We start from the raw sequence: 25,278 nt of genomic DNA, 5'->3' as shown, positions 1-25,278 counted from the left end.
CTCGCCCATCGCCGCAACATGCCTGGCCGGCAAGCTGACACATATCAAACACCGGGCTATCCCGCCCGCTGTGCCCTGCCGATGCCGGCGATCTGTGCCTGTCTGCCTGCCTGCACGCTGCCTAAGCTGCGGCATCGTTTTACTGCAAGGCAGCAACCACCATGGCAACGCCCATTCATTTTGTTTCCAGCAAACTCTACCCCAAGCTAGGCCGCGGCCGCTTTAACCACTGGCGCACCGGCTTTGTCATCGCTACCCAGCTCATCTACTTTCTGACCCCATGGCTGAACTGGCACGGCCAGCAGGCGGTGCGTTTCGATTTCGACGCCATGCGCCTGTACCTGTTTGGCCTGACCCTGCTGCCACAGGACTTTATCTACCTGGCGGCCATGCTGATCATCAGCGCGCTGGGGCTGTTTCTGTGGACCATGATTGCCGGGCGGCTATGGTGCGGTTTTTCGTGCCCGCAAACGGTCTACACCGAAATCATGGTGTGGATAGAGCGCTTGTTCGAGGGGCCACCCAATGCCCGGCGCAAGCGCGATGCGGCGCCATGGAGCGCCGAAAAGCTGCTACGCAAAGGGGCCAGCCAGGGCAGCATGCTGCTGTTTTCCTTGTGGACCGGCCTGACCCTGGTGGGCTACTTCAGCCCCATGCGCCAGCTGGTCGCCGGGCTGCCCGCCGGGCAAACCGGCTTTTGGGAGGCCTTTTTTGCCCTGAGCTACGGCGGTTTCACCTGGCTGCTGGCTGGCCACCTGCGCGAACAGGTGTGCAAGCACATGTGCCCTTACGCGCGCTTTCAGGGGGTGATGTTCGACCGCGACACGCTGATCGTGGCCTACGACGAGCAGCGCGGCGAGCCACGCGGCGCGCGCCGCAAAGACGGTAGCAAAGCGCAAGGGGCCTGTGTGGATTGCGGGCTGTGCGTACAGGTGTGCCCGGCCGGCATTGATATCCGCCAAGGGCTGCAGTACGAGTGCATCGGCTGTGGCGTGTGCATTGATGCCTGTGACGAAGTCATGGACAAGTTGGCCGCACCGCGTGGCCTGATTCGCCTGTCTACCCAGAATGCCATGGAGCAAGGTGCTGCACCGCCATCGTTCTGGCAGCGCCCACGGGCGGTGATCTACGCCAGCCTGATTGGCAGCACCGTCTTGCTGATGGCGGTCGGCCTGTGGCAACGCGAGCCCTTCCGGGTAGAAATCCTGCGCGACCGTGCCGTGATGGCGCGCGAAACGGCGGATGGTTATATCGAAAACGCCTACACCGTGCGCATCTTCAACACCCGCCCGGACGCCCGCACCTACACGCTGACCGCAGCGGGTGAAGGGGTAGTGGGGCAGCGCCTGCCCAAGCTATTGCAGGTACCCGGCGATGGCGAACTGAGCTTTACCATCAATGTGATGGCCGACCCCGCGGTATTGGGCAAAGGCAGCCACCCGATCAGCATTGCCCTACAAGACCGCCACACGCCACAGGACAAAGTCACGGAAATGTCACGCATCCTGATGCCCTGAGCCACACGCTGGCTACACGCGGCGCATGGCGCGGGCCAGCCAGTCCAGCGCGGGCTGCTGGTCGGGGGAAAAATAGCTGGCATTCAGCCGCAGGGCATGGCGCCCGGCGGCGTCCGGCTGGCACAAGGTACCCGGCGCCAGCTGGATGGCGTGGCGCTGGGCGGCAGCGGCCAGCTGCACACAGTCGGCCGGGATATCGCGCAGCCAGACAAAATAACCGCCCTGGGCGGGCTGCAGGGTAGCGCCATCGGGCAGAGTTGGCCGCAACAGGGTTTCCAGCTGGCCTACCTTGTCGGCCAGCTGCTGGCGCAAGCGGCGCAGCCCCGGCAGATAGCGGCCACCGGATAACAGCTCGGCCAGCGCGAGCTGGTTGGGTAGCGGCGAGGCCAGTGTCTGCGCCAGCTTCAACCGCCGCACCAGCTCGCCATAGCGCCCGGGTAGCAGCCAGCCCACGCGGTAGCCTGGCGCCATGGATTTGGAAAACGTGCCACACAGCAGGATGCGGCCATCCTGATCGTCGGCCTTCATGGGCAAAGGCACCGTGCCATCAAAACCCAGTAAACGGTAGGCATCGTCTTCGATTACCGGCACATCGTAACGCTGTGCCAGGCCCAGCAGCTGCTGGCGGGTAGCCGGTAGCAGGCTGCGCCCGTGCGGGTGGCAATAGGCGCTCATCAGCGCGATGGCTTGCACCTGCCCCCGTGACAGCGCTTGCTCCAGCGCGGCAGTATTCACGCTGCCATCTGCGGCCAACACCAGCGGCAAGATGGCCACGCCTTGCTCGGCCAGCCCCCCCAGCAGGCCGGGGAAAGCAGGCTGCAGCACCGCCACCTGCGGCTGTGCCACGCCATGCGTGACCGCGGCTACCGCCAGCGATAGCGCCTCCATGCCACCACAGGTAATCAGCACTTCGTCGGCGTGCACCTGCCAGCCTTCCGCGTAGGCTTGCTGGGCAATCTGGCGGCGCAGGGCAGGGATGCCCGCCAGCGCTGGCTCGGCCAGGGCCTGGGCATAGTGGCGCATGGCACCGACAAAGGCGTGGGTCAGCGGGCGGGTATCGTACAGGGCAGGGTGGATGAAGGGGGCACCCAGCGGTGCGGCCAGGCTGTCGCTGCCACCGCCAGCGTCGGCGGCCACCACATAGCCACGGCGCGGCTGTGCCACCACGTAGCCAAGCTTTTCCAGCTCGTAGTAAGTGCGCCGCGCGGTATTCAGGCCCACGCCGTATTGCTGCACCAGCTGGCGCAGCGAGGGCAGGGTGTCGCCACGCTGGTAATCGCCGTGCCGGATGCTGCTGATAATGCGCTGAACCAGTTCGCCGTACTTGCTCACACCAGGCCGCCTGCAGGGTAAAAAAGGCGATTATGCCCACAGTGGCGGCAAAGATCAGCGCTTCTTGTCGATATGGGCAAAGATGGCGTGGCGGGTCTGGGTGATCAGCAGCGCCAGCTCGCCGCTGTCTTTCATCTTTTTCAGCTCGCGGTTAAAGCGCCGCACCAGCTCGCCCGCCTGCGGGTGGCCGCGCCAGATCACCACGCACAGCGGGGTACTCCAGTACTCGCGTGCCTGCGGCACGATGCGCGCTGCCATGGCAGGTGGCAGCTGCAGGCGGGTGGTCAGCTGGCCAGCCTCGCCTTCCATGGGGAACAGGTCGATACGGCCTGCGGCCAACTTGCGCAGATTGCTGATGTCGTCGGTGGTGACATCCACCTTCAACACGCCGTTATGCTGCAGGCGGGTGAAGGTATCCGAGTAGAAGTTGCCGGCAGTAATACCAAAGCGGTAGGGGGCCAGGTCTTCCAGGGTTTTCCAGGTATAGGTTTCGCCCAGGCGCTGAAACAACACCATGCGAAACGGCAGCACCTCTTCGCTAAACAACAGGTCTTTCTGGCGTTCTGCATTAGGCGTCCAGCCCAGGCTGCCATCCACATCGCCCGTGCGTGCCATCTGGATGGCGCGGTTATTGGGGTACCAGCCATACCTGACGCTGACATTGCCACGGCGAAAAACCTCGGTCACCACCCGCGTCAGAATGCCGCCGAATGGCAGGTTTTCGGCCATATACGGCGCGTATTCCTGGTTGGAAAAGCGCACCGTCAGCGGTGGCTCTGCCCCCAGTGCCGCCAGCGGCAGCAGCAATGCGGCCAACCTTATGCCTTGTCGCCACATAAACACCCCCCAAACTGATCTTTTCAGCCTAGGCCTGAGGGTGCCATACACCAAGAAAATTATCGAACTTCCATCAGTGCAGGAGACCATTTCATGGCCCTGTCTACGCCGGGCAAACTGGCTCTGGGCAGGCGAAGCATGCCGCGCCAGAATCCAGGCAAAGGAGAACCGCATGCCACTGTATCAGCCCCCCGCTTTTGCCAGCCCGCCGGACACGGCCAGCACACTGGCCAGCCAGCACCCCTTTGCCACGCTGATCACCCCCGGCGGCAACACACCGTGGATCAGCCACCTGGTGTTGCTACCGGACCCCGGCCAGCCAGATTGCCTGCTAGGCCACCTGGCCGCGGCCAACGGCCATAGCCAGGCACTGCTACACGCCCCCAGCGTGGCCATTTTCCAGGGCGAGCACGGCTATATTTCGCCGCGCTGGTACCACAGCAGCGGCATGGTGCCCACCTGGAACTACCGCGTAGCGCACGCGCACTGCGGCCCGGCAGAACAGATCAGCGGCGACGCGCTCTACACCCTGCTGGCGCAGCTAAGCGCCCGCTTCGAAGGGGCAGATGGCTGGTCGCCACAGGCGGTGCCAGCGCACGCCATGGCCGCCATGCAGCGCGGCATTGTGGGCTTTCGCCTGCCCGTTACCCAGTGGCAGTGCAAAGAGAAACTCAGCCAGAACCGCAGCCTGGCCGACCGCCATGGCGTGATCGCCGCGCTAGCCAGTGGCGGGCCTGACGACCAGCAGCTGGCCGCCTGCATGCAAGCCGCGCTGGATAGCGATAGCGCCAGCTAGCGGGCAAAACCCGTTACACTGCAGGGCTTGACGTACCCCACGCGAAAGCCCTGCAATGGCACTGAAAGCCACCATTTACAAAGCCGACCTCACGATTTCCGACATGGACCGTGGCTACTACGACAGCCACAGCCTGACCATCGCCCAACACCCGTCCGAAACCATCGAGCGCATGATGCTGCGCATTGCCGTGTTTGCCCTGCACGCCGGCGAATACATGGTATTTACCCGTGGCATCAGCGACGACGAAGAGCCGGATCTGTGGCAAAAGAATTTCAGCGACGAGATCGAACAGTGGGTAGAGCTGGGCGAGCCGGACGAAAAGCGCCTGCGCAAAGCCTGCGGCCGTGCCGGCCAGGTATGGCTGTACAACTACGGTGGCCGCTCGGCGGATATCTGGTGGGAAGGCATGGCCGGCAAGGTTGGCCGCTTTGAGCACCTGAACATCTTCAGCATTGCCACCGACACCCTGGCCGAGCTGGCCGCACTGTGCGAGCGCAGCATGCAGCTGAACGCCACCGTGCAGGACGGCGTGCTGTGGCTGTCGTCCGAGCAGGGCAGCGTAGCCGTTAGCCCGCACCGCCTGTACGGCAGCGCCGAGCGCTAGACCCGGCCAGGCCGCTTGCCAGGTGAAAATTCGGCCGGTCTATCCCTTTATGGTGATCGGCTGGCATATAATCCTTGCCGATAATCGCCATACATTTACAGACTTGGGACATTTTCACCATGCAAGATACGCACGCCTGGTCCGGCCGCTTCTCCGAACCCGTTTCCGAACTGGTCAAGAAATACACCGCGTCGGTCACTTTTGATAAACGCCTGGCCGAGTTCGATATCGAAGGCTCGCTGGCTCACGCCACCATGCTGCACAAATCCGGTGTACTGGGTGACGCCGACCTGGCCGCCATCCGCGACGGCATGGCGCAGATCATTGCCGACATCCGCGCCGGTAACTTCGACTGGAGCGTGGACCTGGAAGACGTGCACATGAACGTGGAGCGCCGCCTCACCGACAAGATCGGCGACGCCGGCAAGCGCCTGCACACCGGCCGCAGCCGTAACGACCAGGTGGCCACCGACATCCGCCTGTGGCTGCGTGCACAGATCGACGCCATCGTGGTGCTGATTGCCGAGCTGCAAACCAGCCTGCTGGACCTGGCCGAACAGCACGCCGACACCGTGATGCCCGGTTTCACCCACCTGCAGGTAGCGCAGCCGGTGACCTTTGGCCACCACATGCTGGCCTACGTGGAAATGCTGGGCCGCGACGCCGAGCGCATGACCGACTGCCGCAAGCGCGTGAACCGCCTGCCGCTGGGCGCCGCCGCGCTGGCCGGCACCACCTTCCCGATCGACCGCCACTACACCGCGCAGCTGCTGGGCTTTGACGATGTGTGCCACAACTCGCTGGACGCCGTGTCCGACCGTGACTTCGCCATCGAATTCACCGCCGCCGCCAGCCTGGTAATGGTGCATCTGAGCCGCCTGTCCGAAGAGCTGATCCTGTGGATGAGCCCGCGCGTCGGCTTTATCGATATCGCCGACCGCTTCTGCACCGGTAGCTCCATCATGCCGCAGAAGAAAAACCCGGACGTGCCCGAGCTGGTACGTGGCAAATCCGGCCGTGTGGTCGGCCACCTGATCGCGCTGGTGACCCTGATGAAGGCGCAGCCGCTGGCCTACAACAAAGACAACCAGGAAGACAAAGAGCCGCTGTTCGACACCGCCGACACGCTGATCGACACCCTGCGCATCTACGCCGACATGATGCGCGGCATCACCGTGAAGCCAGACGCCATGCGCGCTGCCGTGCTGCAGGGCTTTGCCACCGCCACCGACCTGGCCGACTACCTGGTGAAAAAGGGCATGCCGTTCCGCGATAGCCACGAAGTGGTGGCACTGACCGTACGCCACGCCGAGCAGCAGGGCGTGGACATTGCCGACCTCAGCCTGGACACATTGCGCCAGTTCAGCACCCTGATCGAGCAGGACGTATACAGCGTACTGACGCCGGAAGGCAGCCTGGCCCAACGCGACCACGTGGGGGGCACCGCACCCAACCAGGTACGCTTCCAGATTGCCCGCCACCGCGCCCGCCTGGCTGGATAATCAAGCAATACCCATAAAAAACCCCCGGTATTTACCGGGGGTTTTTATATTGTCATACCGCCGTGACACACTGTTACCGATTGCCACCGTGCAGCCCTTGCCAGCCCGCGCAGCACAGGGCAATACTGCTAACGCCTTATCGCCAACCTAAAGGATCAACACCATGCGCAAACTGCTCGCTATTGCCCTGCTGGCCTGTGTTTCCACCGCTACCTTCGCCGCCGACGCCAGCTGCGAAGCCAAAGCCACCGAGAAAAAGCTGGCTGGCGCCGCCAAAAACAGCTTTATGAAGAAGTGCGAAAAAGACAGCAAGGCCACCGGTGCGCAGGCCAGCTGCGATACCAAGGCCGCCGAGAAGAAACTGGCCGGCGCCGCCAAGAACAGCTTTGTGAAAAAATGCCTGAAGGACGCTGGCGCCGCCTGATCGCCGCCAGCCTGTCACGACAAAGCCCCGCCGAGTGCGTAATGCCAGTCAGTTAAGCGCTTGACTAGTGGGAATCACTATCTTGGCTAACAGCCAACATGTTGGTCTGCGCCCCATCCCGTTGGCGCGAGCCGGTCAAAATGGTGCGCCCCAGGTTTTAAGACGCCGATTTGTTTGAGCCCCGAGCCGTTAGCGATCTGCGTGCAAATCTTTGATTTGCTCAGCGATGCGAGTTCGGCGGCGCCTGGGGCTTGCCATTTTGAATGGGGTTTCGAGCAGCCCCGGGTTGCGGGGGAATGAAAAGGGGGCGGCAATCCGCCCCCTTTCCCGTCTGCCGGGCGGAACCGGCATGTAAGCATCGTCCGCATAGCGGACTCGCAAGCCGCCTTAACACAACAAACCGCCAGCCAAAAAATGCCAATCAGCGTTAACTGACTGGCATTACGCCGAGTGCGGGGCTTTTTGTTGGCCGCAAAACGCTGCTGTGGCTAGCTGCCACGCGCACGGCGCACGGTAACGCTTTCGCCGCCTATGCCCCAGTTATCGGTGTCCACCTCGTCGATCACCACCACCGTGGTGGCCGGGTTCTTGTTCAGCACCTGCTGCAAGAGCTGGGTCACACCGGCAATCAGCTCGGCTTTTTGCTCGGTGGTAGCGCCTTCGCGCGTAATCTTGATATTGACGTAGGGCATGGTCACTCCGGGGTTCAAGGTTGGCCGCACGCTGCCGGGCGGGCAGCAGGGGCAGGGGCGGGCACCGGGCGGGACACCCACCAGGCACCCAGCGACACACTCAGCAGCGCCGCAGCCAGCATGGCGGTTAGCGGCTCGTCCAGCAGCGGCACCGCCGCCAAACCGGTCATCACCGGTATCAGCGCCATCAGCGCCGCCACACGCGATGGCCCCAGCAGGGCCACGGCACGCAGGTAGCACAGCATGGCCAGAATCGCCGGGCTGATGCCGTGAAACAGCGCCTGGCTAACGATCATCGGCCACGGTGTCTCGGCCAGGCCTTTGGGCAGCCACAGCAGGTACACCGGCAGGTAGAGCAGGGTGGAGGCCAGCGTGACAAAGCTGGTGAGCAGCCACGGCGCGTAGCCCCAGCGCTTGGCCAGCAGCGCATACAGCGCCCACAGCACACCCGCCGTCAGCAGCATGCCATCACCCAGCCATTGCCCCGGTAGCGCCTGCCCGCTAAACAGCGGCCAAGCCAGCAGCCCCAGGCCCAACGCCATCACCGCATAACCTGGCCACGCGGCACGCTGCGGCCAACCCTGGCCCGCTACGACCAGCAACAGCGCCATCAGAAATGGCTGTATCCCCGCCACCAGCAGCGCCACATGCGCCGCCGGCACCCAGCGCACCGCCCCGTAACACAACAGGCAAAAGCCGATGCAGCCAATCAGCGCCAGCAGCCACAGCCGCGCATCACGCCAGGCCGCCCATGTGGGGCGGGGCAGCCACAACAGTACCGCACTGGCGGTACCCAAGCGCAACGCCAGCAGATCGTAGGCCGTTAACGGCGTTTTGCCGCCCAGGCGCGCCATCAGCATGAAGCTGCTCCACAGCAACAGGCAGGCAAACAGATAAACATAGCCCTTTCGGGTAGCAGTAAATGGCATGACGCGGGCCTGCAAGGTGGAATAGCAGCACTATGCACGGGCAATGACATTCTGAAAAATGAATTAAAATGATGCAATACATCCACAACGGAGAACGATATGGACCTGAGTGACCTGGCCATTTTTCAGGTGGTACTGCAAGAAGGTGGCATTACTGCCGCCGCCCGCCGCCTGCACCGCGTGCAGTCCAATATCACCACCCGCATCAAGCAGCTGGAAGACAGCCTGGGCGTAGCGCTGTTCGAGCGCGATGGCCGTGGCGTGCGCCCCACCGCCGCCGCCCGGGTGCTGGCCGGCTATAGCGAGCGCCTGCTGGCGCTGGCCGACGAGGCACGCGCCGCCGTGGCCAGCGACACCCCGCGCGGCACGCTGCGCCTGGGCGCCATGGAAAACACCGCCGCTGTGCGCCTGCCACCGCTACTGGCCAGCTTTCACCAGCAACACCCAAGCGTGCGCCTGGAGCTACGCACCGGCCCCACGGCCAATATGATCAGCGCGGTACTGGCCGGCGAGCTGGATTGCGCGCTGGTCTGCGGGCCGGTAAACGAGCCCAGGCTGGAAAGCCAGCCATTTTGCAGCGAAAACCTGTTGCTCATCAGCGCGCTGGGCGCGCAGGTCGGGCCAGAACACGGGCCGCACACCCTGCTGGCCTTTGACCACGGCTGTGCTTACCGGCAGCGGCTGGAGCGCTGGCTGGAACAAAGCGGCTGTGTGGTAGACCGGCTGGTAGAGCTGGACTCCTACCACGCCATGATCAGCTGCGCCGCCAGCGGCATGGGCATTGCCCTGGTACCCGAAGCCCTGCTGGCACTGACCCCGGCCGCCGGCCATGTGGCCACCCACCCGCTACCGGCGCAGCTGGCGCATGCGCCTACCGTGCTGATTCGCCGCCGCGGCGTACGTGCCCCGGCCATTGATGCATTTGCTGCAAGCTTGTTTACATTCCAGCAATAAAATGCCACAGGTATCCAATAGATATAATGTAGAAAGTTTTTAAAAATCAGCGGCCTAGCCAACAGAATTTGACCATTATCAATGGCGTGAAATGCCTTAGGACATACGATAGTCACGCGTACTTTTGTATAAAATTCACACTGCTTTAGTAAGTTTGTAATGAAAGTACGCACAAAACCACCCACCTATGCGTAAAAAATCATGTCCAAACTCACCATTGCACGCCTGTCATTGGCGCAAAAACTCAGCCTGCTGCTAAGCATTGCGCTGTTTATCATCCTGGGTATTTCAGGCTTGGTGGTCAGCGAATGGCTGGCCAGCCGCGTAGAACAGCGCGCGGTAGATACCATGCAACAAACCAACCAGCAGGCCGTAGACACCATCGCCGCCTACGCCAGCGTGCTGGAAAGCAGTGCCCAGAACAGTGCTGCGCAGCTGGCCGCCAGCCTGGCCAGCCCGCTGCGGGCCGATGCGGCCAACCCGGTCACCCTCAGCGGGCACACGGCGCCGGCGCTATACAGCGGCGAGCTGCAGCTCAATGGCAATGAAACCCTGGTAGACCGCTTTACCCAGGCCACCCGTGGCGTGGCCACGCTGTTTGTACGCCAGGGCGACGATTTCATCCGTATTGCCTCGTCGCTGAAAAAAGAGGACGGCACCCGCGCAGTGGGCACCACGCTGGACCACGCCCACCCGGCCTATGGCCCGCTGAAAAGCGGCGAGCGCTACACCGGCCCGGCCAACCTGTTTGGCCGCGACTACATGACGCACTACATTCCGCTGAAAGATGCTGCCGGCCAGGTGGTAGCCGTGGTGTTTGCCGGCATCGACTACACCGACGGCCTGAAAGCACTGAAACAGAAGATCCTGTCGCTCAAGATTGGTGACACCGGCTACGTATACGTGCTGGACGCCAAAGCACGGCCGGGCGAGCTGGTGATCCACCCCAATAAAGAAGGCAAGAACATGCTGGACAGCACGGATGCCGACGGCCAGCCGTTTGTCAAAACCATGTTGTCGCAGCAGCAAGGGCAAATCCGTTACAACTGGCTGGATGCCGGTGCCACCCAGCCGCGCCTGAAGCTGGCCACCTTTGTTTCCTACCCGCATTGGGGCTGGCTGGTGGCCACCAGCGCCTACCAGGACGAGCTGGTACGCGAGCCGCACGAAATGCAGACAAAAATGCTGCTGGGTACGCTGCTGGTCATCGTTCTGCTGGTGGCCTTGGTGTTCGTCGCCATGCGTCATTGGGTTAGCACGCCGCTGGCACGCCTGGTAGACACCACCCGCCGCGTAGCCGCTGGCGACCTGACGGTAAGCATTGTGGTAGACCGCCACGACGAAATCGGCGAAGTACTGCAAGCCAATAACCTGATGTGCCGCGAGCTGCGCCAGCTGATCAGCGAAGTAAACCAGAGTGTGGATGGCCTGGCACGCAACGCCCAGGGCCTGGCGGTGTTGTCGGACGACGTGTCCAACAGCTCGCGCGAGCAAAGCGCGGCGGTATCCGCCATGGCCTCGTGCGTAGAAGAAATGACCCACAGCATCAGCCAGGTCAGCCAGTACGCCAGCGACGCGCGCGAGCTGGCCATCCAGTCTGACCAGGTATCCAAAACCGGCGAAGTGATTGTTGGCCGCACCGTGCAAACCATGCGCGAAATCGCCGCCGCCAGCGGCAGCACCGCCGCCACCGTGACCCAGCTGGGCGAGCGCTCCGAGCAGATCAGCCGTGTGGTCACCGTGATTCGCGATATTGCCGACCAAACCAACCTGCTGGCGCTGAATGCGGCCATCGAAGCCGCCCGCGCCGGCGAAATGGGCCGCGGTTTTGCCGTGGTAGCCGACGAGGTACGCAAGCTGGCCGAGCGCACCACGCAATCCACCCTGGAAATCAGCGCGACAGTTGGCCGCATCCAGACCGAATCGCGCGAAGCGGTGGAAAGCATGAATAGCGGCGTGCTGCAGGTAGAGGCGGGGGTGAAGTCGGCTAGCGAAGCGGGCGACAGCCTGCAAAGCATCCGCGACGGCGCGCGCAAGGTAGAAGAATCGGTAGTCGGCATCGCCGATGCGCTGCGCGAGCAAAGCACGGCCAGCATGGACATTGCCCACAATGTGGAGCGCGTGGCGCAGCAAGCCGACCAGAACCACCACAAAGCGCACGATGCCTCGCTGGCTGCCTGCGAAATGACCGCCATGGCGCAGCAGCTGCGCCAGTCGGTATCGCGCTTCAAGATCTGAGCCGCCCGCCAGTGACACAAAACCCCGGCCTGCCAAGGACCGGGGTTTTGTTTTGGGCACGCTGCCCGCCTGCGCGTTTTACTTCATCCCCAGCCGCTCCAGCCGGTAGCGCAGCGAGCGAAAGCTCACGCCCAGCAGCTTGGCCGCCTGGGTGCGGTTGCCGTCACTTTGCTGCAGGGCCGCTTCGATGGCTACCCGCTCCACGCGGTCCAGGTAGTCTTGCAGGGTTTCGCTGCCGCCAGGCGCCAGTGCCTCGCCCTCGGCCAGGCTATCCGGGCAGGCGCCCAGCTGCAGGTCGGCCGGCTCGATGCGATTGTCGCTGCACAGCGCCACGGCGCGTTCCAGAATGTTTTCCAGCTCGCGGAAATTACCCGGGTAATGGTAGGCCAGCAGGGCTTTCACGGCGTCGGGGGTCAGGCGCGGGCGCTCCTCGCTGCCACCGGTAAAGCGGTCGAGCAGGGCGCCGACAAAGCGCGGGATATCGTCGCGCAGCTCGCGTAGCGCCGGCATGGCCAGGCTGATAACGTTCAGCCGGTAGAACAGGTCCTGGCGGAACAGGCCATCGCTGACCGCCTGGGGCAGGTTACGGTGCGTGGCCGACAGGATGCGCACATCGATGGCTTCTTCTTGGGTGGCGCCCAGGCGGCGTACGGTTTTTTCCTGGATCACGCGCAGCAGCTTGACCTGCATGGCCAGCGGCAGGTCGGCGACTTCGTCCAGAAACAGTGTGCCGCCATGCGCCTGCTGAAAGAAGCCCTCGCGGTCGGCATCGGCGCCGGTGAACGCGCCTTTCTTGCTGCCGAAAAACTCGCTTTCCATCAGGTTTTCCGGGATGGCACCACAGTTCACCGCCACAAAAGGCTTGCCGGCGCGCGGGCTTTGTTCGTGTATCTGGCGGGCGGCTTGTTCTTTGCCGGTACCGGACTCGCCGCTGATATGCACAGCCGCCTGGCTGCGCGCCAGCTTGGCGATCAGCTTGCGTACCTCTTGCATGGCTGGTGCCTCGCCCAGCAGGCGTTCGCTGGCCAGTGCCGGGTTGGCCGCATTGTCCGGTAGGCGCATGGCCGATTTCACCAGGGCGCGCAGGGCCGCCAGGCTCAGCGGCTTGGCCAGGTAGTCGAACGCGCCGGCTTTCATGGCGGCGACGGCGTTTTCGGTACTGCCAAAGGCGGTAATCACCGCCACCGGGATATCCAGCTGCTGCGCGGCGATGTATTCCACCACCTGCAGGCCTTCGCCATCGGGCAGGCGCATGTCGGTGAGCACCAGCTCTACACGCTGGCGGGCCAGCTTGTTGCAGGCTTCGCCTACCGAGGCGGCGGTATCGACCTCCAGCCCCATCTTCAATAGGGTCAGTTGCAGCAGTTCACGGATATCGGGTTCGTCGTCTACGATCAGTACGCGGCTCATGGTTCCTTGGGCAGGCTCAGGCGAAAGCAGCCACCGGGCGGCTGGTAGTCCAGCCGGGCGCCGTTGGCCTCGGCCAGCTCGCGGGCAATGTACAGGCCCAGGCCGGTGCCGCTGCTTTCTGTCGTGAAAAAGGGTTCAAACAGGTGGCTCTGCGTGTCGGGGGCAATGCCGGGGCCGTCGTCGATCACGCGGATGCAGTCGTGGTCTATTTCCATGCGTACCGCACCGGTGGTGCCGCTGCTGTGGCGCCAGCCATTGCTAAGCAAATTGCCGAGGATTTGCTGCAAGTGGCCACGGTCAAAGCGCACGCTCACCGGCGCCAGGTAGCGGGTAAGAATGCGCCCGGCGGTGTCGGGGTGAGCCAGCACAAAGCTGTCGATCAGCTCGGGCAGAAAGCGGCTGAGCTCCAGCATTTCGCTGCGCACGCGGTCGCGGCGGTTCAGCTGCAGCACTTCTTCTACCAGGCGGTTGATACGGCGGGTGTTGGCTTGCACCATGCCGGCCAGGCGCTGGGTGGCCGGGTCGGTGGCGTCTTCAGCCAACAGCTCGCTGGCATGGCTGATGGCGGCCAGCGGGTTGCGGATTTCATGGGCGATATTGGCGGTAAGGCGGCCCAGCGCGGTGAGCTTGAGCTGCTGTGCCTCGGCGGCCAGCTCGGCCACGTTTTGCAGAAACAGCACCAGCAGCGGTGCGCCGTTTTCTTCCAGCGGCACCATGCGGCCTATCAGCTGCTGGCCACGCACATTGCTTTCTATGGTCTGGGCGTAGGGCTGGCCGCCGCCACGCTGCCAGCGCTGTATCACCGGCATCAGCTCGGGCAGGGTGGCATCGCGCTGGATACGGCCCAGCAGGCGCTCGGCGCGGCTGTTGTAGTGGCGCACCACGCCCTGGCCATCCAGCACCACCACGGCTTCGCGCAGGGCTTGCAATACCAGCGCGTTGACACGGTTCAGGCTGGCCAGCTGGCCGCCACGCTCTGCGGCCAACCTTTCCGATTCGCGGGCCTTGCGTGCCAGCAGCCAGGTGGTGCTACTGGTCACAAAGCAGGCAATGGCCAGCAGGGCGGCCTGGAATAGCTCGCGCGGCACACTCAGGCCATCCAGGGCATACACCAGCACGCTGGCAAACACGGCCAGCGTGGCCATGGCGGCGTGGAACAGCGCCAGACGGCCGGTTACCAGCATGCCGGCCACGGCCAGGAAGGGTAGCAGCAGCATGCCAAAGCCGCTTTGCACGCCACCGTACTCGTGCATGTACACCACCAGCAGGGCGATGTCGCCAGCCAGGCCCACGGTGACACCCCATTCCAGCGGGATGCGCAGCCGTGGCAGCAGCATACCCAGCACCACCAGGCCGCTGTACATCAACAGCCAGCCGGTAAGCCAGCCATTGCCGCGAAACGGCGCCGGCATGGCCCACTGCGTCATGATCAGCAGCGCCGCCACGCTGGCTACACGAAAAATATTGTAGTAGCGCAGCGCGCGCTGCGGGGTGAGGGGTGGCGTGGGCAGGGCCAGGCTGGACACAGGCTTAGTCCGGGTTGCCGATGCGGCCAACCGTCCACTTCTTCGGCATCAGCTTGCCTTTGCGGCCGCGCTTGCCGTCAAACTCGGCCAGCGCCAGCTTTTCGTCGGCCACTTTGCCGCGTACCGACACGGTAGCCAGCAGCGCCTTGTCGCCCGCTACCAGGCCGATGGCGGTGAGCGTTTCGCCGTCGTCCATGGCCATCAGCATCAGGCCACGGCCCTTGGCCAGGTCTTTCAGCTCGCTGGCCGGGAAGGCCAGCAGGCGGCCACCGTCGCTGGCGGCGACCAGGCGTACGCCGTCCAGGTTGGCCGCAGCCGGCACCGGAGCCAGCACGGTTTCGCCGGCGTCCAGGGTGAGGAAGGCTTTGCCGGCTTTGACCCGGCCAGCCATGTCGCTGATCCTGGCAATAAAGCCGTAGCCGCCACTACCCGCCACGACATAGCGGGCGTCGTCGCGGCCGGAGATCATCTGCGCCGGTTTGGCACCATCCTGCAGCTCGACCAGCGATGCCACCGGTACGCCGTCGCCACGGCCGGTGGGCACGTCGGCCGGGTCCAGCGTGTAGGCGCGGCCGCGGCTATCGAGCACGATGAGCGACCACACGGTGCGGGTTTCCACCACGGTGTGCAGTGCGTCGCCGTCCTTGAAGGCCAGCGCCGACAGGTCTACGTTGTGGCCCACGCGGGCGCGTACCCAGCCTTTTTGCGACAGGATGATGGTGACCGGCTCGTCGGCCACGGTTTGCGTGAGCACGGCGCGCTCGGCGGCCTTGATCTCGCTGCGGCGGGCGTCGCCGTACTTGGTGGCGTCCTCGCGGATTTCCTCGGCCATCTTGCCGCGCAGCGCGGCCTCGCTGGACAGCAGGTGGCGCAGGCCGTCGCGTTCTTTGCGCAGCTCGCCCAGCTCTTTTTCCAGCTTGAAGCCTTCCAGCCGCGCCAGCTGGCGCAGGCGGATTTCCAGAATGTCTTCGGCTTGCGCCTCGGACAGGCCAAAGGCCTTGATCAGGTCGGGCTTGGGCTCGTCCGATTCGCGGATGACGCGGATGACTTCATCGATATGGATGAAGGCAATCATGCGGCCTTCCAGAATATGGATGCGCTTGTCTACCTGGCCCAGGCGGTGGTTCAGCCGGCGGGTAATGGTGTGCTGACGGAACGCCAACCACTCGGCCAGAATGGTTTTCAGGCCTTTCTGCGCCGGGCGACCGTCCATGCCGATCATCACCAGGTTCAGCGAGGCATTGCCTTCCAGGCTGGTTTGCGCCAGCAGGATGTTCATGAACTCGTCCGGGTCCTGGCGGCTGGATTTGGGCTCGAATACCAGGCGTACCGGCTGCGCGCTGTCGGATTCGTCGCGCACGCGGTCCAGCAGCGACAGCATCAGGCTCTTCAGGTTTTGCTGGTCTTGTGTCAGCGCCTTCTTGCCGGATTTCACCTTGGGGTTGGTGGCTTCTTCGATCTCGGCCAGCACTTTTTGCGCGCTGGAGCCGGGCGGCAGCTCGGACACGATCACGCGCCACTGGCCACGCGCCAGTTTTTCCACTTCCCACTTGGCGCGCACGCGCACGCTGCCGCGGCCAAGCTCGTAGGCGGCCAGGATGTCTTCGTACGGGGTGATGATCTGGCCGCCACCGGGGAAGTCCGGCCCCGGCACATGCTGCATCAGCTCGGCGGTGGTCAGGTCCGGGTTGGCCAGCAGCGCCAGCGAGGCGGCGGCCACTTCGGACAGGTTGTGCGGCGGAATCTCGGTGGCCATGCCCACGGCAATGCCGGAAGCGCCGTTGAGCAGCACCATGGGCAGGCGCGCCGGCAGCAGGGCGGGCTCGTCAAACGCGCCGTCGTAGTTGGGCACGAAGTCCACCGTGCCCATGTCGATCTCGGACAGCAGCAGCTCGGCGATGGGGGTCAGGCGTGCTTCGGTGTAACGCATGGCGGCGGCGCCGTCGCCATCGCGGCTGCCAAAGTTGCCCTGGCCATCGATCAGCGGGTAGCGCAGGGTAAAGTCCTGCGCCATGCGCACCAGCGCTTCGTAAGCGGAGCTGTCGCCGTGCGGGTGGTATTTACCCAGGATTTCGCCCACCACACGGGCAGACTTCACCGGCTTGGCGCCGTGGGTCAGGCCCATGTCGCGCATGGCGTACAGGATGCGGCGCTGCACGGGTTTCTGGCCGTCGGCCACCTCGGGCAGGGCACGGCCCTTCACCACGCTCATGGCGTATTCCAGGTAGGCGCGCTCGGCGTACAGGTCCAGCGCCAGGCTGCCGTCGTCCTGATCTGGCAGGTTGGCCGCAGCGGGCACGGGGGGCTGGGCGGGGGTGCCGCTTTCAGCAAACAAATCGTTCTGGCTCATAGTGGGGTAGTACGCGCTACACAGACCGTGCAGCGTGTTATGTTCGGATCACGAAGAGTGAAATTGCAAGGATTGTACTATGCCCAACCCGCTACAGTGGCAATGCCACGGTTTTACCGACTTTACCCCGCATGACCTGTATCAGGTATTGCAACTACGCGACCAGGTGTTCGTGGTGGAACAGCAGTCTATCTATGGCGATATCGATGGTATCGACCTGGACTGCTGGCACCTGTCGGCGCGTGATGCCAGCGGCCGCTTGGTGGCCTACGCCCGGCTAGTGGCCCCAGGGGTGAAATACCCGGACGCTACCGCTATCGGCCGTGTGGTGATCCCGCCCTATGCGCGTGGCAGTGGCCTGGCCAAGCCGCTGATGCAGCAGGCGGTACAGCAATGCGAGCAGCTGTTCCCCGGGCGCGCCATCATGCTGTCGGCGCAGCAGGACAAGCTGGGCTTTTACGAGCAGTTCGGCTTTCACAGCGTGTCCGCGCCCTACGACGACGGCGGCATCCTGCATGTAGACATGCGCCGCGGCTAAGCCGCGCCTGTGCGGCCAACCTGGCCATGGCCCGAAAAGCGCAAGGCCCGCCGCATTCGCGGCGGGCCTTGCTGCGTTGTTATGCCGAGACCTTAAGCCCGCAGCGGCAGGCCGTCCCCGAACACATCCTGCCACGCCACGTACACCGACACGAACATCACCGGCAGCCACAGCAGCAAGCCCAGGCCAAACGGCAGCATGGCCAGAAACAGCAATACTGCCAGCATCACCCCGCACACCAGCACCGCAGGCCAGTTCAGCCAGCCACCGGCCAGGCTGCGCCGCATGGCGGGCAGGGGGTCGCACGCGGCCAGCACCACCGCCGCCGGCGCAAACCAGTACAGCAACGAGGCGATAAACATACCCGCCGCAAACAGCACCAGGCCGACAAGCTGCTTGCCCAGCGGCATGGCGGTCAGCGCCTCATCGCCGATCTGCCCGCCCGCCAGCGCCAGCAAAGCCAGCATCACCAGCAGCATGGCCGCGACCAGCAGGCCGCAATAGGCCAGCCCCAGCCCTGCCAGCTGCCGCCAGTGGCTAGCGAACGCGGCAAACACATCCAGCGGGCGCAGGGTTTCACCCCGCGCGGCCCGCTGCGCCGCCAGCACAAAGCTGCCGGCAAACAGCGGCACGGTTGCCATGCCCAGCAGCTGGCCAAACTGGCCCAGGTTGCTCAGCAGCATTTGCAGCAACAGGTAGCACACGGCAAACAGTACCCAGGTCAGCGGCTGCTCGCGTACCAGAAAAAATGCCTGTTTTATCCATTGCCAGCCCTGCGCTGCAGGCACTTTGCGTGGCCGGGGGGCCTGGGTTTGTCGCTGTTCCATCGTCTTCCTTCTTTCGGGTATCGATCAGGCGGCCGCGCTGCCGCGCCGCTGGCTGCCCGCTTAAGTCGTTGAGCCGGCAGCCTTATCTGTTTGAATCGGTGGTGCACCACTTGCCCCGACAGGGTACGGGGGCAGGGCAAGCGGGTGCGCGTAATTTTATTACGCGTAAAAACAAAGGCCTGGCTTTGCAGCGCGGTTGCCGCGATGCGACAAAATCGGCGATAATTTCATGATTTCGCAACGGTTAGGCCGTCGGCAAAAGCGATGGTGCAGCCGTTGTTCCGGTTCCCTACAAGTTGAGGTTTTCCCCGAATGGTCACCCGAACCGAGCTAGCCAATGCCGTGCGTTTCCTGTCTATGGATGCCGTGGAAAAGGCCAAATCCGGTCACCCCGGCGCCCCGATGGGCATGGCAGATATCGCCGAAGTACTGTGGCGCGATCACCTGCAGCATAATCCTGCCAACCCGGCCTGGTCCAACCGCGACCGCTTCGTGCTCTCCAACGGGCACGGCTCCATGCTGCTGTACAGCCTGCTGCACCTCTCTGGCTACGACCTTTCGATCGACGACCTGAAAAACTTCCGTCAGCTGCACAGCAAAACCCCGGGCCACCCGGAGTACGGCTACGCGCCTGGCGTGGAAACCACTACCGGCCCGCTGGGCCAGGGTATTACCAACGCGGTAGGCATGGCACTGGCTGAAAAAATCCTGGCCGCCGAATTCAACCGCGACGGTTTCCCGGTGGTCAACCACCACACCTACGCCTTCCTGGGCGATGGTTGCATGATGGAAGGCATCAGCCACGAAGCCTGCAGCCTGGCCGGCACCTGGGGCCTGTCCAAGCTGATTGCCTTCTACGACGATAACGGCATTTCCATCGACGGCGATGTAGAAGGCTGGTTCACCGACGACACCCCGGCACGCTTTGAAGCCTACGGCTGGCAAGTGATCCGCAACGTAGACGGCCACGACGCCGAAGAGTTGCAGATTGCCATCGATACCGCCAAGAAAGAAAGCGCCCGCCCCACACTGATCTGCTGCAAAACCGTGATCGGCAAAGGCGCGCCCAACAAGCAAGGCGGCCACGATGTGCACGGCGCACCGCTGGGCGCTGCCGAAATCGCGGCAGCCCGCGCCAGCCTGCAATGGGGCTACGAGCCGTTTGTGATCCCGCAAGCCATCTACGATGCCTGGGACGGTAAAACCAAAGGCGCCGCAGCCGAGTCGGCCTGGGACACGCTGTTTGCCGGCTACGCCGCGGCCTACCCTGAGCTGGCTGCAGAGTACACCCGCCGCATGGCAGGCGAGCTGCCGGCCAACTGGAACGCTCACCTGGCCGCCAAGATCGCTGCCGTGAACGAAAAAGGCGAGACCATTGCCACCCGCAAGGCCTCGCAAAACGCCATCGCCGCGCTGGCCGAGGTATTGCCGGAACTGGTCGGCGGCTCCGCCGACCTGACCCCGTCCAACCTCACCAACTGGCCTGGCAGCAGCCCGGTTTCACGTGAAACCGGCGGCAACTACGTGCACTACGGCGTACGCGAATTCGGCATGGCTGCCATCATGAACGGCCTGGCCCTGCACGGCGGCGTGAAGCCGTTTGGCGCCACCTTCCTGATGTTCAGCGAATACGCCCGCAACGCGCTGCGCATGGCCGCGCTGATGAAGATCAACCCGGTATTCGTGTTCACCCACGACTCCATCGGCCTGGGCGAAGACGGCCCGACTCACCAGCCGGTAGAGCAGATCGCTACCCTGCGCCTGATCCCGAACATGGCCGTATGGCGCCCGTGCGACACCGTCGAATCGCTGGTGGCCTGGGCCGAGGCACTGGCCGCCAAAGACCACCCGTCCTGCCTGATCTTCAGCCGCCAGAACCTGCCATTCGTGGCACGTGATGCCGCGCAGATCGACGGCATCAAGAAGGGTGGCTACGTACTGCGTGACGCCGCTGGCGCCCAGGCTGTGCTGATGGCCACCGGCTCTGAAGTGGAGCTGGCGCTGAAAGCCCAGGAAGCCCTGGCTGCCGAAGGCATCGCCGTACGCGTGGTATCCGTACCCTGCACCCGCGCCTTCGACCAGCAAGACAAGGCCTACATCGCCAGCGTGCTGCCGGCAGGCCTGCCGCGCGTAGCGATCGAAGCCGGCGTGACCGACGGCTGGCGCAAGTACGTGGGCCTGGAAGGCGAAGTGATCGGCATCGACCACTTTGGCGAATCCGCCCCGGCCGGCGTGCTGTTCAAGGAATTCGGCTTTACCGTGGAAAACGTGGTTGCCAAGACCAAGAGCGTGATCCGCGCATAACAACTAGCCGCCCCCGTGCCAACGAGGGGCGGCTTTTTATTCGCCCGCAAGCCAGGGCACAGCCTGAAACGACAATGCGCCCGCACCCAGAACAGTACAAAAGTACGGCAGGGTGTCCGGCCCCGGCGGGTTCCACAGCCCGCCCACGCTAGCGTTGGCCGCACACAGGCTGCATCCGGCTTGCCGGGTTTTCATTTCTGGGAGAGAAAACCATGTCCATCCGCATCGCAATCAACGGCTACGGCCGTATCGGCCGTCAGGCTCTGCGTTCCATCTACGAATACAATCTGCGTGGCGATTTCGAGATCGTTGCCGTGAACGCCTCCGGCGACCTGGCCACCAACGCACACCTGACCAAGTTCGATACCGTGCACGGCCGTTTTGCTGCCGATGTCAGCCACGATGAAGAAGCCCTGATCGTTAACGGCGACCGCATCCCGTTCTTCAGCACCCGCAACCCGGCCGAGCTGCCGTGGGCCGCGCTGAATGTGGACCTGGTGCTGGAGTGCACCGGCTCGTTCACCACCAAGGAAAAGTGCCAGCTGCACCTGGACGCCGGCGCCAAGAAGGTGCTGATCTCCGCCCCGGGCGGTGACGACGTGGACGCCACCATCGTGTACGGCGTGAACCACGACATCCTGACGGCCGACATGACCGTGGTGTCCAACGCGTCCTGCACCACCAACTGCCTGGCCCCGGTGGCCAAGGCACTGAACGACGCCATCGGCATCAAAAAAGGCCTGATGACCACCATCCACGCCTTCACCAACGACCAGGTGCTGACCGACGTGCGTCACAAAGACCTGCGCCGCGCCCGCTCCGCCACCGACAACATGATCCCCACCAAGACCGGCGCCGCCAAAGCGGTCGGTCTGGTGCTGCCAGAGCTGAAAGGCAAGCTGGACGGTTTTGCCGTGCGCGTGCCGACCATCAACGTCTCGCTGGTTGACCTCACCTTCACCGCCATGCGCGACACCACCAAGGACGAAATCAACGAGATCGTCAAAAAGGCGTCCGAAGGCAGCATGAAGGGCACCTTGGGCTACAACACCCTGCCGCTGGTCTCCAGCGACTTTAACCACACCACCGAAGGCTCCTTCTTCGACGCCACCCTGACCAAGGTAACCGGCGGCAATATGGTGAAAGTGCTGGCCTGGTACGACAACGAGTGGGGCTTCTGCCAGCAGATGCTGAAAACCGCTCGCGCGATGTTCGCCGCCAAGTAAGCAAACCCTGCGGCCAACCCCCAAAGGTTGGCCGCAGCCTGTTTGCCCAGGCGTGCAGGCCCGCTCCACCGGGCCTGGTATACAACACAGCCCGGCGCTTTACTGCCACCGGGCGGCCCTGCACACAAGCAAGCAGCCTGTTTATTTACTTGTTTTCTAGAAGGCCACAACCATGCAATTCAAGAAACTGACCGACCTCGCCCTGGCAGGCCAACGCGTGCTGATCCGCGTGGACATGAACGTGCCGGTAAAAAACGGCGTGATCGGTGACGACACCCGTATCCGCGCCAGCCTGCCGTCCATCCTGCACTGCCTGCAAGCCGGCGCCAGCGTGATCCTGATGACCCACCTGGGCCGCCCCACCGAAGGCGAACCCAAGCCGGAAGACAGCCTGGCCCCGGTTGCCGCGCGCCTGTCCGAGCTGCTGGGCAAAACCGTCACCGTGGCCGACAGCTGGCAAGCCGGCCTCAGCCTGGCCGCGGGTGATGTGGTGATGCTGGAAAACGTGCGCCTGAACAAGGGCGAGAAAAAGAACAACGCCGAGCTGGGCCAGGCTTACGCCAGCCTGTGCGATGTGTTCGTCAACGACGCGTTCGGCACCGCCCACCGCGCCGAAGCCTCTACCCACGCCGTGGCACAGTACGCCCCGGTAGCCTGCGCCGGCATCCTGCTGGCTGCCGAGCTGGACGCACTGGGCAAAGCCCTGCTGGCCCCGGCCCGCCCGCTGGTGGCCATCGTGGCAGGCTCCAAGGTGTCCACCAAGCTCACCATTCTGGAAAGCCTGGCCGACAAGGTAGACCAGCTGATCGTGGGCGGCGGTATCGCCAACACCTTCTTGCTGGCCGAAGGCCACGCCATCGGCAAATCGCTGGCCGAAGCTGACCTGGTAGAAGACGCCAAACGCGTCATCGCCAAAATCCGTGCCCGTGGCGGCGACGTACCGCTGCCTAGCGACGTGGTATGCGCTACCGAGTTTGCCGAAAGCGCCACCGCCACCCTGAAAACCGTGGCCGATGTCAGCGCCGACGACATGATCCTGGACATTGGCCCGGATTCCGCCACCGCGCTGGCTGCCATCGTGGCCCAGGCCGGTACCGTGGTATGGAACGGCCCGGTAGGCGTGTTCGAGTTTGCCCAGTTTGCCGAAGGCACCCGCGTGCTGGGCGAAGCCATCGCCAATACCGAAGGCTTCTCCATCGCCGGCGGCGGTGACACCCTGGCCGCCATCGCCAAGTACGAGCTGACCGACAAGATCAGCTACATCTCCACCGGCGGCGGCGCGTTCCTGGAGTTCCTGGAAGGCAAAACCCTGCCGGCGGTCGCCATCCTGGGCGAACGCGCCTGATGGTGCTGCGGGGCATAATCGCCCCGCTGAAACTTGCCGGGTACAGGCCCAGCGCCTAGACTCGGCAGGCAATACACAAGGAGGTGCCCATGGCGATGCAAACCTGGCTGTTGTTCGTGGTAACGGTGTTTTTCGTGTCAGCCACACCCGGCCCCAATATGCTGCTGGCGATGAGCCACGGCATTCGCTACGGCCTGGGCGGTGCGCTGCCCACGCTGGCGGGGCTGCTGGTGGCGCTGGCGCTGATCATGGCCGGCTCCGTGGCCGGGCTGGGTGCGGTACTGGCCACCTCCGAACTGCTGTTTTCCATCGTCAAATACGCCGGTGCGGCGTATCTGGTGTGGCTGGGCTACCAGGCCTGGCGTGCCCCGGTGGCAGAGCAGGCAGAGACAAACGATGCCGTGGCGGCAGGAGAGAGCAGCCGCGGCCAACGTTTCCGCACCGGCTTTCTGGTGGCCATGAGCAACCCGAAAGCTTTTGTGTTTTTTACCGCGCTGTTTCCACAGTTCATGCGCGCCGACGTGCCGCAGCTGCCACAGCTGGTGGTGCTGTCTGCCACGTTTTTCGTGATTGAAGTGAGCTGGCAGCTGGTTTACGCCTTTGGCGGCGCACGCCTGAAACACTGGCTGACCAGCCCGCGCCGCCTGCGCCTGATGAACCGCTTTGCCGGCGGCTCGTTCATGGCGACCGGGGTAGCACTCGGCACGGTAAGCCGCGCGTAAACAGCGCGAAACGGCCCCTGCGGCCAACCTTTTCCGCGGCCTGCCACAAGCGGGCTGCACCACAATACTGGAGACTTTTACATGGCACTCGTTTCGATGCGTCAACTGCTGGACCACGCAGCAGAATTCAGCTACGGCCTGCCGGCCTTCAACGTGAACAACCTGGAACAGATGCGCGCCATCATGGAAGCCGCCGACAAGGTGAATGCCCCGGTGATCGTGCAGGCGTCGGCTGGTGCCCGTAAATACGCCGGCGCGCCGTTCCTGCGCCACCTGATCCTGGCCGCCGTGGAAGAGTTTCCGCATATCCCGGTGGTAATGCACCAGGACCACGGCACCAGCCCGGACGTGTGCCAGCGCTCCATCCAGCTGGGTTTCAGCTCGGTGATGATGGACGGCTCGCTGAAGTCCGACGGCAAAACCCCGGCCGACTACGCCTACAACGTGGACGTCACCCGCACCGTGGTGAACTTTGCCCACGCCTGCGGCGTATCGGTAGAGGGCGAGATCGGCTGCCTGGGTAGCCTGGAAACCGGCCTGGCCGGCGAAGAAGACGGCGTAGGCGCCGAAGGCGTGCTGGACCACAGCCAGCTGCTGACCGACCCGGAAGAAGCCGCCCAGTTCGTGAAAGACACCGGCGTGGACGCGCTGGCGATCGCCATCGGCACCAGCCACGGCGCGTACAAGTTCACCAAGAAGCCTACCGGCGACGTGCTGCGTATCGACCGCATCAAGGAAATCCACGCGCGTATTCCTAACACCCACCTGGTGATGCACGGCTCGTCCAGCGTGCCGCAAGAGTGGCTGGCCATCATCAACGAATTCGGCGGCGACCTGGGCGAGACCTACGGCGTGCCGGTAGAAGAAATCGTGGAAGGCATCAAGCACGGCGTGCGCAAGGTCAACATCGACACCGACCTGCGTCTGGCCTCTACCGGTGCCATCCGCCGCTTCATGGCGCAGAACCCGAAAGAGTTCGACCCGCGCAAATACCTGGCCGCCAGCACCGTGGCCATGCGCGACATCGTGATTGCCCGTTACGAAGCCTTTGGCGCCGCCGGCATGGCCAGCAAGATCAAGCCGGTGAGCCTGGACGCCATGGCCAACCTGTACCTGAAAGGCCAGCTGGCCCAGATCGTGAAGTAAGGCACCACGGCGGCCAGGGTTGGCCGCCTATGGTAAGGGCTGTCTGCGGGCAGCCC

21 protein-coding genes are annotated in these 25,278 nt (G+C 63.9%); 13 read left to right on the top strand and 8 right to left on the bottom strand.

Annotated features, from left to right (window positions below):
* Positions 1–161 precede the first annotated feature (161 nt).
* A complete protein-coding gene (ccoG, locus tag FLQ44_RS04240; RefSeq protein WP_147693209.1) occupies positions 162–1,517 on the top strand; it encodes a cytochrome c oxidase accessory protein CcoG in 1,356 nt (451 codons plus the stop codon).
* Between the two features lie 12 nt (positions 1,518–1,529).
* Here ccoG and FLQ44_RS04235 read toward each other — a convergent pair whose 3' ends face one another.
* Positions 1,530–2,849 carry an aminotransferase-like domain-containing protein gene (locus tag FLQ44_RS04235; protein ID WP_147693208.1) on the bottom strand — a complete coding sequence of 440 codons (1,320 nt, stop codon included), beginning with the start codon at positions 2,847–2,849 and terminating at the stop codon, positions 1,530–1,532.
* Positions 2,850–2,903: 54 nt separating this feature from the next.
* The gene (locus tag FLQ44_RS04230) at positions 2,904–3,686 is read right to left on the bottom strand and encodes a substrate-binding periplasmic protein (RefSeq protein WP_206208650.1); all 783 of its coding nucleotides are present in this window, start codon (positions 3,684–3,686) and stop codon (positions 2,904–2,906) included.
* Between the two features lie 172 nt (positions 3,687–3,858).
* Between FLQ44_RS04230 and FLQ44_RS04225 the strand changes: the two genes are divergently transcribed.
* The 4 genes from FLQ44_RS04225 to FLQ44_RS04210 all read left to right on the top strand — a co-directional run bounded on the left by FLQ44_RS04225 (position 3,859) and on the right by FLQ44_RS04210 (position 7,015).
* Positions 3,859–4,482, top strand: a complete 624-nt coding sequence (locus FLQ44_RS04225; protein ID WP_170252779.1) for an FMN-binding negative transcriptional regulator — start codon at positions 3,859–3,861, stop codon at positions 4,480–4,482.
* A gap of 55 nt (positions 4,483–4,537) precedes the next feature.
* Positions 4,538–5,089, top strand: a complete 552-nt coding sequence (locus FLQ44_RS04220; RefSeq protein WP_147693205.1) for a YaeQ family protein — start codon at positions 4,538–4,540, stop codon at positions 5,087–5,089.
* A 119-nt stretch (positions 5,090–5,208) separates the two neighbouring features.
* Positions 5,209–6,591, top strand: a complete 1,383-nt coding sequence (gene argH / locus FLQ44_RS04215) for an argininosuccinate lyase (protein WP_147693204.1) — start codon at positions 5,209–5,211, stop codon at positions 6,589–6,591.
* Positions 6,592–6,754: 163 nt separating this feature from the next.
* Positions 6,755–7,015, top strand: coding sequence for a hypothetical protein (locus FLQ44_RS04210; RefSeq protein ID WP_147693203.1), 261 nt, complete (start codon positions 6,755–6,757; stop codon positions 7,013–7,015).
* A 488-nt stretch (positions 7,016–7,503) separates the two neighbouring features.
* On the opposite strand, the gene FLQ44_RS04205 is transcribed toward FLQ44_RS04210, so the two are convergent.
* Both FLQ44_RS04205 and FLQ44_RS04200 read right to left on the bottom strand, forming a co-directional pair.
* Positions 7,504–7,707 carry a 2-hydroxymuconate tautomerase family protein gene (locus FLQ44_RS04205; RefSeq protein ID WP_147693202.1) on the bottom strand — a complete coding sequence of 68 codons (204 nt, stop codon included), beginning with the start codon at positions 7,705–7,707 and terminating at the stop codon, positions 7,504–7,506.
* A gap of 14 nt (positions 7,708–7,721) precedes the next feature.
* The gene (locus tag FLQ44_RS04200; protein WP_147693201.1) at positions 7,722–8,636 is read right to left on the bottom strand and encodes a DMT family transporter; all 915 of its coding nucleotides are present in this window, start codon (positions 8,634–8,636) and stop codon (positions 7,722–7,724) included.
* Between the two features lie 99 nt (positions 8,637–8,735).
* On the opposite strand from FLQ44_RS04200, the gene FLQ44_RS04195 reads away from it, so the two are divergent.
* Both FLQ44_RS04195 and FLQ44_RS04190 read left to right on the top strand, forming a co-directional pair.
* Positions 8,736–9,590: a LysR family transcriptional regulator gene (locus FLQ44_RS04195; protein WP_147693200.1), complete on the top strand. Its 855-nt coding sequence runs from the start codon at positions 8,736–8,738 to the stop codon at positions 9,588–9,590.
* Positions 9,591–9,791: 201 nt separating this feature from the next.
* The gene (locus FLQ44_RS04190) at positions 9,792–11,828 is read left to right on the top strand and encodes a methyl-accepting chemotaxis protein (protein WP_147693199.1); all 2,037 of its coding nucleotides are present in this window, start codon (positions 9,792–9,794) and stop codon (positions 11,826–11,828) included.
* A gap of 78 nt (positions 11,829–11,906) precedes the next feature.
* On the opposite strand, the gene FLQ44_RS04185 is transcribed toward FLQ44_RS04190, so the two are convergent.
* Genes FLQ44_RS04185 through parC form a run of 3 tightly spaced genes read right to left on the bottom strand, consistent with a single transcriptional unit; the run spans position 11,907 to position 17,063 of the window.
* Positions 11,907–13,238 carry a sigma-54-dependent transcriptional regulator gene (locus FLQ44_RS04185; protein WP_147693198.1) on the bottom strand — a complete coding sequence of 444 codons (1,332 nt, stop codon included), beginning with the start codon at positions 13,236–13,238 and terminating at the stop codon, positions 11,907–11,909.
* Entirely contained in the window at positions 13,235–14,764 is a 1,530-nt protein-coding gene (locus FLQ44_RS04180; protein ID WP_240801176.1) for a two-component system sensor histidine kinase NtrB, read from the bottom strand. Before FLQ44_RS04180 ends, FLQ44_RS04185 begins: the two co-directional genes overlap by 4 nt.
* A 4-nt stretch (positions 14,765–14,768) precedes the next feature.
* Positions 14,769–17,063 carry a DNA topoisomerase IV subunit A gene (parC, locus tag FLQ44_RS04175; RefSeq protein WP_439144896.1) on the bottom strand — a complete coding sequence of 765 codons (2,295 nt, stop codon included), beginning with the start codon at positions 17,061–17,063 and terminating at the stop codon, positions 14,769–14,771.
* Between the two features lie 130 nt (positions 17,064–17,193).
* Here parC and FLQ44_RS04170 point away from each other — a divergent pair, with 130 nt between their 5' ends.
* Positions 17,194–17,652, top strand: a complete 459-nt coding sequence (locus tag FLQ44_RS04170) for a GNAT family N-acetyltransferase (protein ID WP_147693196.1) — start codon at positions 17,194–17,196, stop codon at positions 17,650–17,652.
* Between the two features lie 92 nt (positions 17,653–17,744).
* On the opposite strand, the gene FLQ44_RS04165 is transcribed toward FLQ44_RS04170, so the two are convergent.
* A complete protein-coding gene (locus FLQ44_RS04165; protein ID WP_147693195.1) occupies positions 17,745–18,479 on the bottom strand; it encodes a BPSS1780 family membrane protein in 735 nt (244 codons plus the stop codon).
* 312 nt (positions 18,480–18,791) lie between these two features.
* Here FLQ44_RS04165 and tkt point away from each other — a divergent pair, with 312 nt between their 5' ends.
* The 5 genes from tkt to fba all read left to right on the top strand — a co-directional run bounded on the left by tkt (position 18,792) and on the right by fba (position 25,222).
* The gene (tkt, locus tag FLQ44_RS04160; protein WP_147693194.1) at positions 18,792–20,783 is read left to right on the top strand and encodes a transketolase; all 1,992 of its coding nucleotides are present in this window, start codon (positions 18,792–18,794) and stop codon (positions 20,781–20,783) included.
* A gap of 212 nt (positions 20,784–20,995) precedes the next feature.
* Positions 20,996–22,009, top strand: a complete 1,014-nt coding sequence (gap, locus tag FLQ44_RS04155) for a type I glyceraldehyde-3-phosphate dehydrogenase (RefSeq protein WP_147693193.1) — start codon at positions 20,996–20,998, stop codon at positions 22,007–22,009.
* A gap of 172 nt (positions 22,010–22,181) precedes the next feature.
* Positions 22,182–23,354, top strand: coding sequence for a phosphoglycerate kinase (locus FLQ44_RS04150; protein WP_147693192.1), 1,173 nt, complete (start codon positions 22,182–22,184; stop codon positions 23,352–23,354).
* Positions 23,355–23,443: 89 nt separating this feature from the next.
* On the top strand, positions 23,444–24,076 hold the full coding sequence (locus tag FLQ44_RS04145; protein WP_147693191.1) for a LysE family translocator: 633 nt from the start codon (positions 23,444–23,446) through the stop codon (positions 24,074–24,076).
* A gap of 81 nt (positions 24,077–24,157) precedes the next feature.
* A complete protein-coding gene (gene fba / locus FLQ44_RS04140) occupies positions 24,158–25,222 on the top strand; it encodes a class II fructose-bisphosphate aldolase (protein WP_147693190.1) in 1,065 nt (354 codons plus the stop codon).
* The last annotated feature ends 56 nt before the right edge of the window (positions 25,223–25,278 follow it).

Source organism: Vogesella mureinivorans (assembly GCF_007644035.1).
In the GTDB taxonomy this organism is placed as follows: Bacteria; Pseudomonadota; Gammaproteobacteria; order Burkholderiales; family Chromobacteriaceae; genus Vogesella; species Vogesella mureinivorans.
Note: the sequence above shows the minus strand (reverse complement) of the source record. Positions and strands in the feature narration are given on the sequence as shown.

Bases quoted from the DNA above. Each gene is read 5' to 3' on its own strand.
- argH (WP_147693204.1), top strand. From the start codon at position 5,209: ATGCAAGATACGCACGCCTGGTCCGGCCGCTTCTCCGAACCCGTTTCC.
- FLQ44_RS04195 (WP_147693200.1), top strand. From the start codon at position 8,736: ATGGACCTGAGTGACCTGGCCATTTTTCAGGTGGTACTGCAAGAAGGT.
- fba (WP_147693190.1), top strand. From the start codon at position 24,158: ATGGCACTCGTTTCGATGCGTCAACTGCTGGACCACGCAGCAGAATTC.
- FLQ44_RS04200 (WP_147693201.1), bottom strand. From the start codon at position 8,636: ATGCCATTTACTGCTACCCGAAAGGGCTATGTTTATCTGTTTGCCTGC.
- FLQ44_RS04185 (WP_147693198.1), bottom strand. From the start codon at position 13,238: ATGAGCCGCGTACTGATCGTAGACGACGAACCCGATATCCGTGAACTG.
- gap (WP_147693193.1), top strand. From the start codon at position 20,996: ATGTCCATCCGCATCGCAATCAACGGCTACGGCCGTATCGGCCGTCAG.
- ccoG (WP_147693209.1), top strand. From the start codon at position 162: ATGGCAACGCCCATTCATTTTGTTTCCAGCAAACTCTACCCCAAGCTA.
- FLQ44_RS04190 (WP_147693199.1), top strand. From the start codon at position 9,792: ATGTCCAAACTCACCATTGCACGCCTGTCATTGGCGCAAAAACTCAGC.
- FLQ44_RS04225 (WP_170252779.1), top strand. From the start codon at position 3,859: ATGCCACTGTATCAGCCCCCCGCTTTTGCCAGCCCGCCGGACACGGCC.
- FLQ44_RS04150 (WP_147693192.1), top strand. From the start codon at position 22,182: ATGCAATTCAAGAAACTGACCGACCTCGCCCTGGCAGGCCAACGCGTG.
- FLQ44_RS04210 (WP_147693203.1), top strand. From the start codon at position 6,755: ATGCGCAAACTGCTCGCTATTGCCCTGCTGGCCTGTGTTTCCACCGCT.
- FLQ44_RS04220 (WP_147693205.1), top strand. From the start codon at position 4,538: ATGGCACTGAAAGCCACCATTTACAAAGCCGACCTCACGATTTCCGAC.
- FLQ44_RS04230 (WP_206208650.1), bottom strand. From the start codon at position 3,686: ATGTGGCGACAAGGCATAAGGTTGGCCGCATTGCTGCTGCCGCTGGCG.
- FLQ44_RS04145 (WP_147693191.1), top strand. From the start codon at position 23,444: ATGGCGATGCAAACCTGGCTGTTGTTCGTGGTAACGGTGTTTTTCGTG.
- FLQ44_RS04205 (WP_147693202.1), bottom strand. From the start codon at position 7,707: ATGCCCTACGTCAATATCAAGATTACGCGCGAAGGCGCTACCACCGAG.
- tkt (WP_147693194.1), top strand. From the start codon at position 18,792: ATGGTCACCCGAACCGAGCTAGCCAATGCCGTGCGTTTCCTGTCTATG.
- FLQ44_RS04170 (WP_147693196.1), top strand. From the start codon at position 17,194: ATGCCCAACCCGCTACAGTGGCAATGCCACGGTTTTACCGACTTTACC.
- FLQ44_RS04165 (WP_147693195.1), bottom strand. From the start codon at position 18,479: ATGGAACAGCGACAAACCCAGGCCCCCCGGCCACGCAAAGTGCCTGCA.